Origin of the sequence: Haliea sp. E17 (assembly GCF_048323675.1) — a bacterium.
Lineage (GTDB): Bacteria > Pseudomonadota > Gammaproteobacteria > Pseudomonadales > Halieaceae > Mangrovimicrobium.
Genome location: NZ_JBLWFK010000010.1, coordinates 38,344 through 53,099, shown reverse-complemented (window position 1 = coordinate 53,099; position 14,756 = coordinate 38,344). Strand labels below are relative to the sequence as shown.

General features: G+C 64.8%; 14 protein-coding genes. 5 read left to right on the top strand and 9 right to left on the bottom strand.

Annotation, left to right across the window (positions count from 1 at the left end):
- From rsxG to metG, 6 genes are all read right to left on the bottom strand, one after another.
- Positions 1 to 645, bottom strand: coding sequence for an electron transport complex subunit RsxG (gene rsxG, locus ACNKU3_RS20265; protein ID WP_418261394.1), 645 nt, complete (start codon positions 643 to 645; stop codon positions 1 to 3).
- On the bottom strand, positions 645 to 1,673 hold the full coding sequence (gene rsxD, locus ACNKU3_RS20260; RefSeq protein WP_418261393.1) for an electron transport complex subunit RsxD: 1,029 nt from the start codon (positions 1,671 to 1,673) through the stop codon (positions 645 to 647). Before rsxD ends, rsxG begins: the two co-directional genes overlap by 1 nt.
- A gap of 1 nt (position 1,674) precedes the next feature.
- The gene (gene rsxC, locus ACNKU3_RS20255) at positions 1,675 to 3,699 is read right to left on the bottom strand and encodes an electron transport complex subunit RsxC (protein WP_418261392.1); all 2,025 of its coding nucleotides are present in this window, start codon (positions 3,697 to 3,699) and stop codon (positions 1,675 to 1,677) included.
- 30 nt (positions 3,700 to 3,729) lie between these two features.
- A complete protein-coding gene (gene rsxB / locus ACNKU3_RS20250) occupies positions 3,730 to 4,335 on the bottom strand; it encodes an electron transport complex subunit RsxB (protein ID WP_418261391.1) in 606 nt (201 codons plus the stop codon).
- Between the two features lie 6 nt (positions 4,336 to 4,341).
- On the bottom strand, positions 4,342 to 4,920 hold the full coding sequence (gene rsxA, locus ACNKU3_RS20245; protein WP_418261390.1) for an electron transport complex subunit RsxA: 579 nt from the start codon (positions 4,918 to 4,920) through the stop codon (positions 4,342 to 4,344).
- Between the two features lie 454 nt (positions 4,921 to 5,374).
- On the bottom strand, positions 5,375 to 7,438 hold the full coding sequence (metG, locus tag ACNKU3_RS20240) for a methionine--tRNA ligase (RefSeq protein WP_418261389.1): 2,064 nt from the start codon (positions 7,436 to 7,438) through the stop codon (positions 5,375 to 5,377).
- A gap of 394 nt (positions 7,439 to 7,832) precedes the next feature.
- On the opposite strand from metG, the gene apbC reads away from it, so the two are divergent.
- Positions 7,833 to 8,648 (top strand): iron-sulfur cluster carrier protein ApbC, encoded by an 816-nt coding sequence (gene apbC / locus ACNKU3_RS20235; RefSeq protein WP_418261388.1) that lies wholly within the window; start codon positions 7,833 to 7,835, stop codon positions 8,646 to 8,648.
- A 14-nt stretch (positions 8,649 to 8,662) separates the two neighbouring features.
- The gene (dcd, locus tag ACNKU3_RS20230) at positions 8,663 to 9,232 is read left to right on the top strand and encodes a dCTP deaminase (protein ID WP_418261387.1); all 570 of its coding nucleotides are present in this window, start codon (positions 8,663 to 8,665) and stop codon (positions 9,230 to 9,232) included.
- Here the strand turns inward: dcd and ACNKU3_RS20225 are convergent, their stop codons facing one another.
- From ACNKU3_RS20225 to purM, 3 genes are read right to left on the bottom strand one after another with little or no spacing between them, the layout of a single operon-like run.
- The gene (locus tag ACNKU3_RS20225; protein WP_418261386.1) at positions 9,233 to 9,988 is read right to left on the bottom strand and encodes a DUF3108 domain-containing protein; all 756 of its coding nucleotides are present in this window, start codon (positions 9,986 to 9,988) and stop codon (positions 9,233 to 9,235) included.
- A complete protein-coding gene (purN, locus tag ACNKU3_RS20220) occupies positions 9,981 to 10,646 on the bottom strand; it encodes a phosphoribosylglycinamide formyltransferase (RefSeq protein ID WP_418261385.1) in 666 nt (221 codons plus the stop codon). Before purN ends, ACNKU3_RS20225 begins: the two co-directional genes overlap by 8 nt.
- A complete protein-coding gene (purM, locus tag ACNKU3_RS20215; RefSeq protein WP_418261384.1) occupies positions 10,643 to 11,683 on the bottom strand; it encodes a phosphoribosylformylglycinamidine cyclo-ligase in 1,041 nt (346 codons plus the stop codon). The genes purN and purM overlap by 4 nt, the downstream gene beginning before the upstream one ends.
- Before the next feature lie 235 nt (positions 11,684 to 11,918).
- Between purM and ACNKU3_RS20210 the strand changes: the two genes are divergently transcribed.
- The 3 genes from ACNKU3_RS20210 to hda are packed head-to-tail and all read left to right on the top strand — an operon-like array spanning position 11,919 to position 14,705.
- Positions 11,919 to 12,947 (top strand): DUF2066 domain-containing protein, encoded by a 1,029-nt coding sequence (locus tag ACNKU3_RS20210; protein WP_418261383.1) that lies wholly within the window; start codon positions 11,919 to 11,921, stop codon positions 12,945 to 12,947.
- Positions 12,935 to 14,005 carry an AI-2E family transporter gene (locus ACNKU3_RS20205; RefSeq protein ID WP_418261382.1) on the top strand — a complete coding sequence of 357 codons (1,071 nt, stop codon included), beginning with the start codon at positions 12,935 to 12,937 and terminating at the stop codon, positions 14,003 to 14,005. The genes ACNKU3_RS20210 and ACNKU3_RS20205 overlap by 13 nt, the downstream gene beginning before the upstream one ends.
- Positions 13,992 to 14,705: a DnaA regulatory inactivator Hda gene (gene hda / locus ACNKU3_RS20200; protein ID WP_418261381.1), complete on the top strand. Its 714-nt coding sequence runs from the start codon at positions 13,992 to 13,994 to the stop codon at positions 14,703 to 14,705. Before ACNKU3_RS20205 ends, hda begins: the two co-directional genes overlap by 14 nt.
- Positions 14,706 to 14,756: the final 51 nt, after the last annotated feature.

The following is a 14,756-nucleotide window of genomic DNA, read 5'->3' as shown; positions in this document are numbered from 1 at the left end:
TCAGTTTCCGTCCTCGGCCTGTTCGCCAGCCGTGCCGAATAACACCTGTCGGTTGTCGGCGGCGTATTCCAGGGTATTTTTTACCGCGTTGACCACCGCGCGGGGGGTGATGGTGGCGCCGGTGAAGGCGTCGAAGACCCCGCCGTCCTTTTTCACCGCCCATTGTGTCACTGCGGGGTCCTGCAGGGAACGGCCCTCGAAACCCCGCACCCAGTCGCTCTTGCCCAGGTCCACCTTGTCGCCGAGGCCAGGGGTTTCCTTGTGCGACAGCGCCCGCACCCCGGCCACACTGCCGTCGCGATTGACGCCCACGATCAGGTTGATATCGCCGCTGTAGCCGTCGCGCGCGGTGACCGGGATGATGGCGGCGACGATCGTTTCGCCCTGCCGCGCCAGGTAGACCTGCTTGGTCTCCCGCAGGCCGAGCCCGGGTGTCTGCGGGCCGACCGGCAGGGTGTCGTCCAGCATGGAGTTATCGTGGCGCTCGTCGGGGACGATTTGCAGCAGGGCTTTTTCCTCCGCGGCGCGCTCGGCGGCGACGATCCGCTCCCGGGTCAGCAGGTAGGTGCCCGCCAGCAGGGCGGCGGTCACCAGGGCGAACAGGGCGAGCAATAACGCGTTGCGGGTAATCGACTGGCCGAGCATCAGCTGTCCCCCCGCTTCTGGCCGTGGCCATAGGTGCGCGGTTGGGTGTACTGGTCGATGAAGGGGGCCGCGAGGTTCATGATCAGCACCGAGAAGGCGACCGCGTCCGGGTAATTGCCGTACACCCGGATCAGGTAGACCAGCACGCCGACCAGGGCCCCGTAGATCAGGCGCCCGCGCGCCGAGACGGCGCTGGTCACCGGGTCGGTCACGATGAAGAAGGCCCCGAGCATGGTGGCGCCGGACAGCAGGTGGAACAGCGGTGAACCGCCGCTGCTGGAGCTGCCGCCATCGTAAAAGCTGGCCGCCAGCAGGGCCAGGGCGGCGAGCATCGCGACCGGCGCGTGCCAGGTGAATATGCGCTGGTAAAGCAGCCACAGGCCGCCGGCCAGGAAAGCGAGGTTGGCCCACTCCCAGCCCAGTCCGCCCCAGCGACCGAATTGCGGGTTCTGCGCCCAGAGATCCTCGACCAGCAGGCTGCTGTTCTGCTTCAGCACATCCAGTGGCGTGGCCATGGTGGTGCCGTCATAGCCCGAGGGCAGGAAGCAGGCCTGCAGGGCCTGCAGCAGGCCGGGCACTTCGCCGGCGCCGCGCGGTGGCGCCCAACTGGTCATCTGTACGGGAAAGGAAATAAGCAGTACGACATAGCCGACCATGGCCGGGTTGAAGGGGTTGTAGCCCATGCCGCCGTAGAGGTGCTTGGCAATCAGGATGGCGGAGGCGATGCCCACCGCGATCAACCACCAGGGGGCGTAGGGCGGCAGGGCGATACCCAGCAGTAGGGCGGTGACCAGCGCGCTGCAATCGCCGAGATAGAATCCCAGCGGCCGTTTGCGCAGGGACAGTGCAAGGGCCTCGAAGGCCACGGCCAGCAGCATGCCGAAGGTGATATTGACCAGGGTGCCAAAGCCGAAAAAGCCGGTGAGCACCAGTACCCCGGGTACGGTTGCCAGCATGACCTGCTGCATGACCCGCCGGGTGCTCGCCTTGCCGTGGGTGTGTGGCGAGGTGATGCGCATCAATGCCATCTCAGCCGGCCTCCTGCTGTTCGAGTTCCGCCCGGGCCTCGGCAATTTTCTCTTTCAGCCGCTCCACGCTGGATTCCAGTGCCACGATAATCTTGTCTTCCTCGCCAGCGGCCCGTCCCTCTGCCAGCCGGGCCTCGGATTTCACCAGCCGCGCTTCCAGTTTCTGCAGATTGTCCCGCGCCTTTTCCAGCGGGCTCTTGCTGGCTTCGGCGGCGCGGGCAGCCATGGCCTTCTGGATGGCCGCCTGGGCGGCGTCAGTCGGCGCTGGTGCAGGCTTTTCCTCTGCGGCTGTATTGGCCTGCCGGTAATCGGCGAGCGCCTTTTCCGCGGCCTCGAGTTTGACGCGGGTTTTCGCCACACCGGTTTCCAGCGCGGCGACGTGGTCCGCGCCCTCGGTGCGGGCGGCCTCCAGTTTCTCGACCGCCTTGGCCAAGCGTTCGCGGGTGGTACTTACCGCCTTTTCCAGTTTCTCCAGTTCACCCGGGCCTTCACCGGCGGCCTGGGCGGCTTTCTTCGCCTTTGCCCGCTCGATGGCCGCCTGGATCGGGTCTTCCGCGCCAGCGCCGGATTCGGCGGCCAGGCGGGCCTTTTCCTCCGCGGCTTTCTTGCGCGCCGCGCGGCGGGCTTCTTTTTCTTCCTCCTCGCGGGCGAGGCGGTCCTGGCGGGCCTCGAAACGCAGGCGCGAGTGCTCGGCCTTTTCCGCGTCCCGGCGCAGTTGCAGGACCTCCGCCTTGGCGGCGCGGTAATACTGCACCAGCGGGATGGTGCTGGGGCAGACATAGGAGCAGGCGCCGCATTCAATGCAGTCGAACAGGTGGTGCTGTTCCGCCTTCTCGAACTCCCGGCCGCGGGCGAACCAGTACAACTGCTGCGGCAGCAGGCTCGCCGGGCAGGCCTCGGCACACATCCCGCAGCGGATACAGGCCTGTGCCGGGGGCGGCGCGGGCAGTTCGGCGGCGCTGGGGGCGAGGATGCAGTTGGTGGTCTTGACCACGGGCACCGCATCGCTGGGCACGGTGAAACCCATCATCGGTCCGCCCATGACCAGCCGGCTGTTTTTCCCCGGCTGGTAGCCGGCCAGCGCCAGCAGGTGGGACATCGGTGTGCCCAGCAGCACCTGGAAATTCTGCGGCTCTGCGACACTCTCACCGGTGACGGTGGTAATGCGGGAGATCAGCGGTTTGCCGGTCTCCACCGCCTCGGCGATGGCCACGGTGGTGCCCACGTTCTGGCAGACCACGCCGATATCCGCCGGCAGCCCGCCGGAAGGCACCTGCTTGCCGGTGAGAATCTCGATCAGCTGCTTCTCGCCGCCGGAGGGGTACTTGGTGGGGAACACGGCGATTTCGATATCGGTACCAGCGGCCGCTGCGCGCAGCGCAGCGATGGCCTCGGGCTTGTTGTCCTCGACGCCGATAACGGTTTCGCCCGGCTGCACAATGTGCGCCAGGATCTGCGCCCCGCGAATGATTTCCGCGGGCCGCTCGCGCATCAGGATATCGTCGGCGGTGATGTAGGGTTCACACTCGGTGCCGTTGATGATCAGCGTCTCGATGACCGTGCCGGGCTTCACGCCCAGTTTCACCGCGGAGGGGAAGCCCGCGCCGCCCATCCCGGCAAGTCCCGATTCGCGGATACGCTCCAGCAGCACCGTGCGGTCAGTTTCCCGGTAGTCCAGGGCCGGGGGCAGTTCAGTCCACGCGTCCTGGCCATCGCTCGCAATGACGATGCAGGGCGCGCTGAAGCCCGAGGGGTGGGCAACCTGGCGCGATTCGATCGCCGCAATGGTGCCAGATGTCGGGGCGTGCAGCGCGGCACTCACCACGGAGGCAGCCTCGGCGATTTTCTGCCCCTTGAGCACCCGCTCGCCAACCTCGACGATCGGCCGCGAGGGCGCGCCGATATGCTGGGCCAGCGGCAGCACCAGCTGCGCCGGAATGCCGGCATCGCGGACCGGGGTGCGCAGGGACTGGTGCTTGTTCTCGGCGGGGTGGATACCGCCGTGGAAATCGTGGATTTTTCTCATGCCGCTCTTATGCCACCTTCACGCATGCTTTCATGCCGCTTCCCCGGCATCGGTGGCGATGATGTCCGCCTGCTGGCGGTTGCTGTCGGGAAGTTTCCAGTGCCAGTTCTGCAGGGATTCCTGCTCCGGGATCATCACGATGCAGTCCACCGGGCAGGGCTCCACGCAGAGGTCGCAGCCGGTGCACTCGCTGGCGATCACCGTGTGCATCTGCTTGGCGGCGCCGAGGATGGCGTCGACCGGGCAGGCCTGGATGCATTTGGTGCAGCCGATGCAGTCTTCCTCGCGGATGAACGCCACCTGCGGGGCTTTCTCCTCGCCGTGCTCGTCATCCAGCGGAATCACCTCCCGGTCCAGCAGGTCGGCGAGGGCCTCGATGCCCGCCTGCCCGCCGGGGGGACATTTGTTGATTTCATCGCCTGCGACGATCGCCTCGGCGTAGGGGCGACAGCCCGGGTAGCCGCACTGGCCGCACTGGGTCTGCGGCAGGATGGCGTTGACCTGGTCGACGATCGGGTTGCCCTCGGTGCGAAAGCGCACCGCGGCAAAACCCAGCAGCGCGCCGAAAATGGCGCCCAGGCTGACCAGCGCGAGCAGAGCCGAGAGCAGCGGGTGTTGGGCGATCAGTTCGTACATGGCGCGCTATACCAGTCCCGCAAAGCCCATAAAGGCCAGCGACATCAGGCCCGCGGTGATCATGCCGATCGCCGCTCCCTGGAAGGGCTCGGGCACATCGGCCACCGCCAGCCGCTCGCGCATGGCGGCAAACAGCACCAGCACCAGCGAGAAACCCACCGCCGCGCCAAAGCCGTAGAACAGCGACTGCAGGAAGTTGTGTTCCTTGTTCAGGTTGAGCAGGGCGACACCGAGCACCGCGCAGTTGGTGGTAATCAGTGGCAGGTAGACGCCGAGTACCTGGTAGAGCAGGGGGCTGGACTTGCGCACGACCATCTCGGTGAACTGCACGACCACGGCGATCACCAGGATAAAGGAAATGGTCTTCAGGTACTCGAGGCCGAGGGGTTCCAGCAGGAAGTGGTAGGTCAGGTTGCTGCAGGCGGAGGCGAGGGTCAGCACGAAGGTGGTGGCCATGGACATGCCCATGGCGGTTTCCAGTTTGTTGGACACGCCCATGAAGGGGCACAGCCCGAGGAACTGTACCAGCACGAAGTTGTTGACCAGGATGGCTCCGATCAACAGTATGGAATAGTCAGCCAGCATGGGTGTGTTGCCTGTCCTTTGTTCGATCTTCCATTTTAGCGGTTACTGTTCTCGGTCGCAGTAGCCCTGTTATTTTGCCCAGCATTGGGCAGGTTGGCACTCTGTCGCTCGGCGCGGCCACGTTACCGGGCTGACCGAAAAACGCAAAAGCGCCATCCATGGCAGCTCGGCTTCGGCCATCCATGGCCTCAGACGTTTTCAGTCAGCCCGGTAACGCGTCCACACCTCTTAACTGCCACGTTCTAGGCTTAATACTTCGCTCAACGCCAGGGCTTCCAAACTGTTGAGTCAAGGTGGCATGGCTAGCGTATCCGCCAGTGCATCCCTGATGGAACCGTGTGGCGACATGGATGTCGCCACCCGAGCCTGCACATGGATGTGCGCTTTTTGGCGTGTTCCATCAGGGATGCACTGGTGGAGGCGCGGTGTGCGAAGTCCTGAAACACCGAGCAGCTTATTTGACCTGCATCCCCGGCACGGCCCCCTCATCCGGCTGCAACAGGAAAATCTCCTCGCCCCCGGGCCCCGCCGCCAGCACCATCCCCTCGGAAACGCCAAAGCGCATCTTCCGCGGTGCCAGGTTCGCAACCACTACCGTCAAACGGCCCACCAGCTGCTCCGGCTGGTAGGCGGATTTGATTCCCGCAAACACCTGCCGCGTGCCACAGTCGCCGAGGTCCAGCGACAACTGCAGAAGCTTGTCCGCGCCCTCTACATGATCGGCGGCGACAATCCTGGCCACCCGCAGGTCGACCTTGGCGAAATCGTCGAACTGGATCGTATCCGGGGCTGCATCCTTGCCAGCATCGGCCTTTGCCTTGCTGGCGCCTTTTTCAGCCGCGGGCGCCTGTGGCACCGGGGCTGCGGGTGCGGCTTCTTTACCCGCCTCGATCATCGCCTCGACCTGCTTCGGGTCCACCCGGGTCATCAGCGGCTGGAAGTCGGCCAGCTGGTGGCCCAGCAGGGGGGCGTCCAGCGCGGTCCAGTCCAGGGAGGTGTTGAGGAAGGTCTCGGCCTTCTCCGCCATCGCCGGAAGCACAGGTTTGAGGTAGGTCATCAGTACGCGGAACAGGTTGATGCCGACGCTGCAGACAGCGTGTACTTCCAGTTCCTTGCCGGCTTCCTTCGCCAGGACCCAGGGCTTGCGCTGGTCGATGTACTGGTTGGCGCGGTCGGCGAGGGTGACGATCTCGCGCACGGCCTTGTTGTACTCGCGGGCTTCGAACAGGTCGGCGATCGCGTCGCCGGCACCGATGAATTCCCCGACCAGGTCGGCTTCCGAACAGTCCGCGGCGAGCCGGTTGTCAAAGCCCTTGCGCAGGAAGCCGGCGCAGCGGCTGGCGATGTTGACGACCTTGCCGACCACGTCGGAGTTCACCCGCTGGACGAAATCCTCGAGGTTGAGGTCCATGTCGTCCACGCTGCTGCCGAGCTTGGCGGCGTAGTAGTAGCGCAGGTATTCCGGGTCCAGGTGCTCGAGGTAGGTGCGGGCATTGATAAAGGTGCCGCGGCTCTTGGACATCTTGGTGCCGTTGACGGTAAGGAAGCCGTGGGCGAACACTCCGGTGGGGGTGCGCAGGCCGGCGGAGTCGAGCATCGCCGGCCAGAACAGGCCGTGGAAATTGATGATGTCCTTGCCAATGAAGTGGTACAGCTCGGTTTCAGTCCCCGGGCGCAGGTACTCGTCGAACTCGTGGCCGGTGCGCGCGCAGTAGTTCTGGAAACTGGCGATATAGCCGATGGGTGCATCCAGCCAGACATAGAAATACTTGCCCGGTTCGTCGGGAATTTCAAAACCGAAGTAGGGCGCGTCGCGGCTGATATCCCACTCCTGCAGGCCGGCGTCGAGCCATTCCCGCAGCTTGTTGGCCACCTGCGGCTGCAGGCTGTCGTCCGCCAGCCAGTTGCGCAGCATGTCCTCGAAGGCCGGCAGGCGAAAGAAGAAGTGGGTGGATTCCTTGTCGACCGGGGTCGCGCCGGAGATTGCGGATTTCGGGTCGATCAGCTCCGCCGGCGTGTAGGTCGCCCCGCAGGCCTCGCAGTTGTCGCCGTACTGGTCGGGCGTCTTGCAGCGCGGGCAGGTGCCCTTGATGAAACGGTCCGCCAGGAACAGGTTCTTTTCCGGGTCGTAGGCCTGGGTGATTTCCCGGGTGCTGATGTGGCCGTTGGCCTTCAGGCGGCGGTAGATTTCCTCGGACCACTGGCGGTTTTCTTCCGAGTGGGTGCTGTGGTAATTGCTGAAATCGACCAGGAAGCCGGCACTGTCGCGCTCGTGGTCCGCCTTGATGCGCTCGATGTGCGCTTCCGGGGTGATGCCCTGTTTCTCGGCCGCCAGCATGATGGCGGTGCCGTGGGCGTCGTCGGCGCACACGTACAGGCAATCGTGGCCGCGGGATTTCTGGAAGCGCACCCATATATCGGTCTGGATTTGCTCCAGCATGTGCCCCAGGTGCAACGGCGCGTTGGCATAGGGCAGGGCGCTGGTCACCAGGATTTTTCGCGGGGCATTTGCAGCCATGGGAACTACCGATCTCTGTGCGTGAAAAAAGGGGCGCTACTATAGCGGTTTTGCCTTCTTATTTCATCCGTACTGGGTCCCGGGGATCTGGTGTTCTTTCGCCGAGCGCGAGACGGGACATCCCTGCTGGAACACGCCAAAAAGCGCACATCCATGTGCATTTTTTTTGGCGTGTTCCAGTGGGGACAACCCGGTGTAGGCTCGGCGGAAAGATATCGCAGCCACGTGGACCACCCAGCCTATACCACCGTCCGACCAGGGCCAGCACCCAACCAGAGCCACCTGGCCAACAGGCAAGTGCAGCGTTGGCGAGCGGGGTAGCGACCCCGTATACTAGCGCGCTTGACCCCGCCGTGAGGCAATCACGGCTCCGCATTGTACAACCCGGCAGTCTATGAAAGAGATCAAACACATCATCGCCGTCGCCTCCGGCAAGGGCGGTGTGGGCAAATCCACCGTATCAGTGAACCTGGCGCTGGCCCTCCGGGCCACGGGCGCAAAGGTCGGCCTGCTGGATGCCGATATCTACGGCCCCAGCCAGCAGTTGATGCTGGGAATACCCAGCGGCCAGCAGCCCAAGCAGCAGGGCGGTAATTTCCTGTTGCCGATCGAGGCCCACGGCCTCAAGACCATGTCCATGGGCTACCTCGTCGATGACCGTACACCAATGGTCTGGCGCGGGCCGATGGCGGGTGGCGCACTGGCGCAACTGCTGGAGCAGACCCTGTGGGGGGAACTCGACTACCTGGTGATCGACATGCCGCCGGGCACCGGTGACGTGCAGTTGACCCTGTCCCAGAAGGCCTCGGTGGCGGGTGCGGTGATCGTCACCACGCCCCAGGATATCGCCCTGCTGGACGCCCAGAAGGGCATCGAGATGTTCCGCAAGGTCGATGTGCCGGTACTCGGCGTAGTGGAGAATATGGCGGTGCACGTCTGCAGCAACTGCGGGCACCAGGAGCATATTTTCGGTGATGCCGGCGGCAGCCGGATTGCGGCGGAGTACGGCGTGGAACTGCTCGGCAGCCTGCCCCTGGAGCGCGCCATCCGCGAACAGGCCGATGCGGGTGTGCCCATCGTGCTGGCGGCGCCGGAGTCCGCCGCCGCAGCAGAATTTGCCGGCATCGCCGCCAGGGTGCGCGCGGCGCTGGAACAGCGGGAGGATTCGGCGGTGCGCCAGTTCCCGGAAATCAAGATTAGCGACGACTGAACGGAAGACAGCCTGTGAGCATCAAGTCAGACAAGTGGATTCGCCGTATGGCGCAGGAACACGGCATGATCGAGCCATTCGAGGCCGGCCAGGTCAGGGCGGACGCCGCGGGCCAGCGGCTGATTTCCTATGGTACCTCCAGCTACGGCTACGACGTGCGCTGTTCCAATGAATTCAAGGTGTTTACCAACATCAACTCGGCGACGGTTGACCCGAAAGGCTTCGACGAGGGCAGTTTTGTCGATGTGGTCAGCGATGTCTGCGTGATTCCGCCGAATTCCTTCGCGCTGGCGCGCACGGTCGAATACTTCCGCATCCCGCGCAATGTGCTGACCATATGCCTGGGTAAATCCACCTATGCCCGCTGCGGGATCATCGTCAATGTCACGCCGCTGGAACCCGAATGGGAAGGGCACGTGACCCTTGAATTTTCCAATACCACCACCCTGCCGGCAAAGATCTATGCCAACGAAGGCGTGGCGCAGATGCTGTTCTTCGAATCCGACGAGGTCTGCGAGGTGAGCTACAAGGACCGCGGCGGCAAATACCAGGGCCAGACCGGGGTAACGCTGCCGCGCGCCTGATCAGTCCCCTGCGGGGACTTCGCCGGCGTGGATTGCCCGGGCGGGAATGTCCGCGCTGGTGAGCATCATCTCTGCGGGGGTGCCGTCCTCGATGTGCACGGTTTTCACCATCAGGTAGTCCAGCGAGGGCGCCAGCCAGGTGTCCGACTTGCGTTCCGGGTCGTCGTGGTCACGGCGAAAATGCAGGGTTTTCAACGGCCCCATCGGCGTATCCAGGGTTTCCTCGCCGACATACAGCAATAGGTACTCCTTGACCTTGCGGCCGTCGGCGACCCGCACCGATAGGTTCTGGTGGGGGGAGGGGTTGGAAAGCAGGCGCAGGCGGACCTGTTCGATCTGGCTCATGCGATCGAGGGTGCCGTCCGTGTACGGCAGGTCGTACCATTCATCCTTGTAAAGACTGCGGATAACCTCTGATCCGGGGGTGAAGTGCACCTCCCGCCGCCGGTTGATCAGCCCGGTGCCCTGGTAGATATAGGACCGCGGCAGGATCCGGGTGCCGTCGATACCGAATACGCTGACCTCGTGAAAACCGACGACCAGTATCTTGCCGCCATTGGTCAGGGTGTAGGAGCCGTCGCGATTGTGCTGGAGCTCGCGCTTGAGGGTCAGCGCCATGCCGTGGGCGGTAGTGCGGTAGGTGGCGGTATAGGGCTGCAGTGCCGGCGACACCGCCTCTGTCGCCTGCGCCGGGTTGCCGCCGGTCAGCATGACCAGTAACAACACCAGGGGCAGGCGATACACTGCGTCAGTCAATGCCCTTGAAATAATCGATCCCTGTGGCCGGTACCGGTGAGCCATCGAGGACAACCCCTTCGTTATTCAGTTGCAAACGCCCCTGCAGCAGCCAGCGCGCGGCAATCGGATAGATTTCGTGCTCCACCACCAGCACCCGCCCTGCGAGAGTTTCCGCCGTATCGCCGGGTTCCACCGGGACCCTCGCCTGGATGATCGGCGGGCCGCCGTCGAGTTCCGGTGTGACGAAATGCACGGTAACCCCGGCCTCGGCGTCACCGGCGTCCAGCGCGCGCTGGTGGGTGTGCAAACCCGGGTACTTCGGCAGCAGCGAGGGGTGAATGTTCAATAATTTCCCGGTGAAAGGCGTGATAAACACCGGGGTGAGGATGCGCATGAAGCCCGCGAGGATGACCAGGTCGGGTTCGTAGGGGGCCAGTGCTGCCACCATGGCCCGGTCAAAACTTTCGCGATCCGGATACTCCCGGTGGTCCAGCGCGCAGGTGGGGATGCCGGCCTGCTGGGCTAATTCCAGGCCCTTGGCATCCGGGCGGTTGCTGAGGACCACGGCGATCCGCGCGTCCAGGGTGCCGCTGGCGCAGGCCTGGATGAACGACTGCATGTTGGAACCGCGGCCCGAGATCAGGATCGCCAGGCGCGGCGCTGTGGAACAACTCACGGCAGCAGCTCGACCTCGCCGTCACCCGCGGTAATTTCCCCCAGGACCCAGGCGCTGTGGCCCGCGGCCGCGAGGCGTTCGATGGCTGCCCCGGCGTCGGCCGCGGCGATACACACGACCATGCCGACACCGCAGTTGAAGGTGCGGTACATTTCGCGGGTCTCTACGTTGCCGCTTTCCTGCAACCAGTGGAAGACCTCCGGCCACGCCCAACTGCCGGTGTCGATTTTCGCCGCGCAGTTTGCCGGCAGGACCCGCGGCAGGTTCTCGAGGAGGCCGCCGCCGGTCACGTGGCACAGGGACTTGACCTCTACCGCGGCAATCAGGTCCAGAATCGCCTTGACGTAGATAGTGGTCGGGGCGAGCAGGGCTGCGCCGAGCGTACCGGCGCCGAGCGGTTGGTCGAGGCTGGCGTTGCTGACTTCGATGATCTTGCGCACCAGCGAGTAGCCGTTGGAGTGCGGGCCGCTGCTGGCGATACCGATCAGGGTGTCGCCGGGCGCTACCCGGGAACCGTCGATAATCGCGGATTTTTCCACCACCCCGACGCAGAAACCGGCGAGGTCATAGTCCTCTCCGCTGTACATGCCGGGCATCTCGGCGGTTTCGCCGCCGACCAGGGCACAACCGGCCAGTTCACAGCCGCGACCGATGCCTTCCACGACCGCGGCGGCAGTGTCGACGTTCAGGGCGCCGGTGGCGTAGTAATCGAGGAAAAACAGCGGTTCGGCTCCGGCGACCACCAGGTCGTTGACACACATGGCGACCAGGTCGATGCCGATGGTGTCGTGCTTACCCATGTCCATGGCCAGGCGCAGCTTGGTACCGACGCCATCGGTGCCGGAGACCAGCACCGGTTCCCGGTAGCCGGCGGGAATCTGGCACAGGGCGCCGAAGCCGCCGAGGCCGCCGAGCACTTCCGGGCGGGCTGTGCGCTTGGATACACCCTTGATACGATCTACCAGCGCGTTGCCGGCGTCGATATCGACACCCGCATCGCGGTAACTGAGGGAGGTGGGCTTGGCCTGGTCGCTCATGGCTCGAAAATTCCGTTGCTGGGCAAAGGGGCGCTATTTTAGCGCGAAAATCAGCCACAGTTCACGCCGCGGTTGGCATGATTAATCCCACAATTTCTGCAGCTTGAATTTTCCCTGGCAGCACGGCCCGGGCCGGGATCCAACCGGGAGAACCGCTGGCAGGCTGGCGCACGGTGCTGCCGCCGCGCTGGCGGGGCTGCTACAATGGCCGGCGATCTGGTCGAAGGATTTTCCTGTGTATAGATGGTTGCTGTTAGTGCTGGTGCTGCTGGGCGCCGGTCCGGTGCGAAGCGAGGTGGTGCAGGGGCTCTACGCGGCTACCGTGCCGGTACCCGACCAGAGTGAACAAAGCCTGCAGCAGGGAGCGGCCGCGGCGCTGGCCGAAGTCGTGGTAAAAGTCTCCGGCAGTGAATCCGCCCTGCAGAATCCGGCAGTCACCGCGGCGCTGGGGCAGGCGCGTAAACAGGTCCAGCAGTTCGTGTTCAGTCGCGATGCCGCCGACGGTGGGCTGAGGGCCAAATTCGAGTTCAACAGGGCCTTCGTCACCGAACTCGTCAAGGAGGCGGGCCTGCCCCTGTGGACCGCCAACCGCCCCCGGGTACTGCTGTGGGTGGTTGCCGAGGCCGAGGGCAAGCAGTTTTTCGTCAACCCGGCGGAAACCGGCGATCTCGCGGGCGCGCTGGCACAGGCGTTCCAGCACCGCGGGATACCCGCCGGCTTTCCGCTCTTCGACCTCGGGGATACGGCAGCGGTCAGCCTCGGTGATATCTGGAACCTGGACATTCCCCGGGTCGAGGCGGCATCGCTGCGCTACGGCGTGGAGGACATCCTGGTCGGGCGGGTCGTGGAATCGTCCAGCGGCAGGTGGGTGGGGGACTGGACCTACCTGCATGCCGGTGAGCAGCGACTGGGCGGCGGCGACGCCCCGGATGCGCAGGCATTTTTCCAGCGCGGCGTAGGCCTGGTGGCGGAAGACATGGTCGCTCGCTACGCGGTGGCGGCGAGCGCGGGTCCGGAGGGGCAATTGCGCCTGGGCATTACCGGGGTGAATTCCTTTGCCGACTACGCCTCGATCGTCAACTGGCTGGAAGAGCTGGAACTGGTGGAGCAGGCGCAACTGGATAAAATCGACGGCGAGCGCATGGAGCTGACCATCGAGGCGGCTGTCGATGCGCCCCGACTGGCGCAATTGCTGCAGCTGAACCGGCGGCTCCAGCCGGTGAACCCCGCTGCGACGGACCTCGAATACCAATGGCAGAACTGACCCCTTCGGCGCCCCGCTGGCCGCTGGCCCTGGTGGTGCTCGGCGTGGCGGCCGGCCTGCTGTACCTGCTGCAGCCGATCCTCATGCCCTTCGTACTCGGCGCGCTCATCGCCTACCTCGGTGATCCCCTGGTGGATCGCCTCGAGAAATACAAGTTGAGCCGCACCGCGGGGGTGGTGATCGTGTTCGTGCTGTTCACCGCGCTGATGGTCCTGGCGGTACTGGTAGCGTTGCCGCTGCTGGTGCAGCAGCTGGACGCGCTGGTGCGCAAGGTCCCACAGATCTACCACTGGCTGACCCACACCCTGCTGCCCTGGCTGCAGACGCGTTTCAGCCTGCCCCTGGAACAGTTGCCGGATGTGGACTGGACCAGCCAGCTCGCCACCCACTGGCAGTCGCTGGGCAAGTTCAGTGCCCAGTTGCTCAGGGAGATCACCGGTTCCGGGCTGGGCCTGTTGCTCGGCCTGGCCAATCTCGCCCTGGTGCCGGTAGTGGCGTTCTACCTGCTGCGCGACTGGGACACACTGGTGTCCCGGGGGCTGCACATGTTTCCCCGGGCCTGGCAGGGGAAAACCGCGGAAATGGTGGCCGAGGCCGACGAGGTGGTCAGCGCCTTCCTGCGCGGGCAGTTCCTGGTGATGTGTGCCCTGGGTGTGATCTACAGCTGTGGGCTCTGGCTGGTGGGCTTGCAGTTGGCGCTGCTGCTGGGGGTGCTCGCCGGTCTTGCCAGCATAGTGCCCTACCTGGGCTTCGCCGTGGGTGTCACCGCATCCTGTATCGCCGCCTACGCGCAGTTCCACGACTGGCACATGCTGCTCTGGGTGGGCGTGGTGTTCGGTGTGGGGCAGGCGCTGGAGAGTATGGTATTGACGCCGGTGCTGGTGGGCGACCGGATCGGCCTGCACCCGGTCGCGGTGATCTTCGCCCTGATGGCCGGCGGCCAGATCGCGGGCTTTGTCGGCGTACTGCTGGCCCTGCCGGTGGCCGCGGTTATCACGGTATTCCTGCGCCACGCGGTGGAATACTACCAGTCGAGCAGCCTGTATGGCGGGGACTGAACCAGCCGTGGCGAGTACCCAGTTACCCCTGGCGATACAGCTGCGCGACGAGGCGACGCTGGAAAACTTCCACGTGCTCGACGCCGTGGCGGCGCTGATGCCGCAGCTGGGCGAGCTGTCGGAGGGCCGCGGGGAAGCAACGGTGTACCTCTACGGGGCGCCGGCAACCGGCAAATCACACCTGCTGCAGGCCTGCTGCCATCAGGTCGGTCAGCGGGCCCTGTACCTGCCGATGGCGGAGTTCGTCGGTTTCGAGCCGGCGGCTGTGCTCGAGAGCGCGGAGGAACAGTCCCTGGTCGTGGTCGACGACCTGCACCGGGTCCTGGGGGACCGCCAGTGGGAAGTCGCGCTGTTTGACCTGTGCAACCGGGTGCGCGCCGCCGGTGGCCGCCTGCTGTTTGCAGCGCCGGTGGCGCCGAGGCAGCTGGAAATGGAGCTGGAGGATTTGCGCTCACGCCTGAGCTGGGGCCTGGTGTACCAGTTGCCCACGCAAAATGACCTGGAAAAGCAGGCTATCCTGCAGTTTCGGGCCCAGCGCCGTGGTCTGGCGATGCCGGGGGACGTGGCCGGCTACATTGTCAGCCGGGCGCCGCGCTCGCTGCCCGATTTGTTACAGATACTTGACCGCCTCGACCAGCAGTCGCTGGCCCAGCAGCGCGCCCTGACCATTCCCTTCGTCAAGCAGGTTTGCGGCTGGTAAAATTCCGCTGCCAGGACAGGTAAAATTACCTACCTTGGGCAGTGCGATTTC

Bases quoted from the DNA above. Each gene is read 5' to 3' on its own strand.
- apbC (WP_418261388.1), top strand. From the start codon at position 7,833: ATGAAAGAGATCAAACACATCATCGCCGTCGCCTCCGGCAAGGGCGGT.
- rsxD (WP_418261393.1), bottom strand. From the start codon at position 1,673: ATGGCATTGATGCGCATCACCTCGCCACACACCCACGGCAAGGCGAGC.
- ACNKU3_RS20205 (WP_418261382.1), top strand. From the start codon at position 12,935: ATGGCAGAACTGACCCCTTCGGCGCCCCGCTGGCCGCTGGCCCTGGTG.
- purM (WP_418261384.1), bottom strand. From the start codon at position 11,683: ATGAGCGACCAGGCCAAGCCCACCTCCCTCAGTTACCGCGATGCGGGT.
- rsxC (WP_418261392.1), bottom strand. From the start codon at position 3,699: ATGAGAAAAATCCACGATTTCCACGGCGGTATCCACCCCGCCGAGAAC.
- rsxB (WP_418261391.1), bottom strand. From the start codon at position 4,335: ATGTACGAACTGATCGCCCAACACCCGCTGCTCTCGGCTCTGCTCGCG.
- metG (WP_418261389.1), bottom strand. From the start codon at position 7,438: ATGGCTGCAAATGCCCCGCGAAAAATCCTGGTGACCAGCGCCCTGCCC.
- rsxA (WP_418261390.1), bottom strand. From the start codon at position 4,920: ATGCTGGCTGACTATTCCATACTGTTGATCGGAGCCATCCTGGTCAAC.
- rsxG (WP_418261394.1), bottom strand. From the start codon at position 645: ATGCTCGGCCAGTCGATTACCCGCAACGCGTTATTGCTCGCCCTGTTC.
- hda (WP_418261381.1), top strand. From the start codon at position 13,992: ATGGCGGGGACTGAACCAGCCGTGGCGAGTACCCAGTTACCCCTGGCG.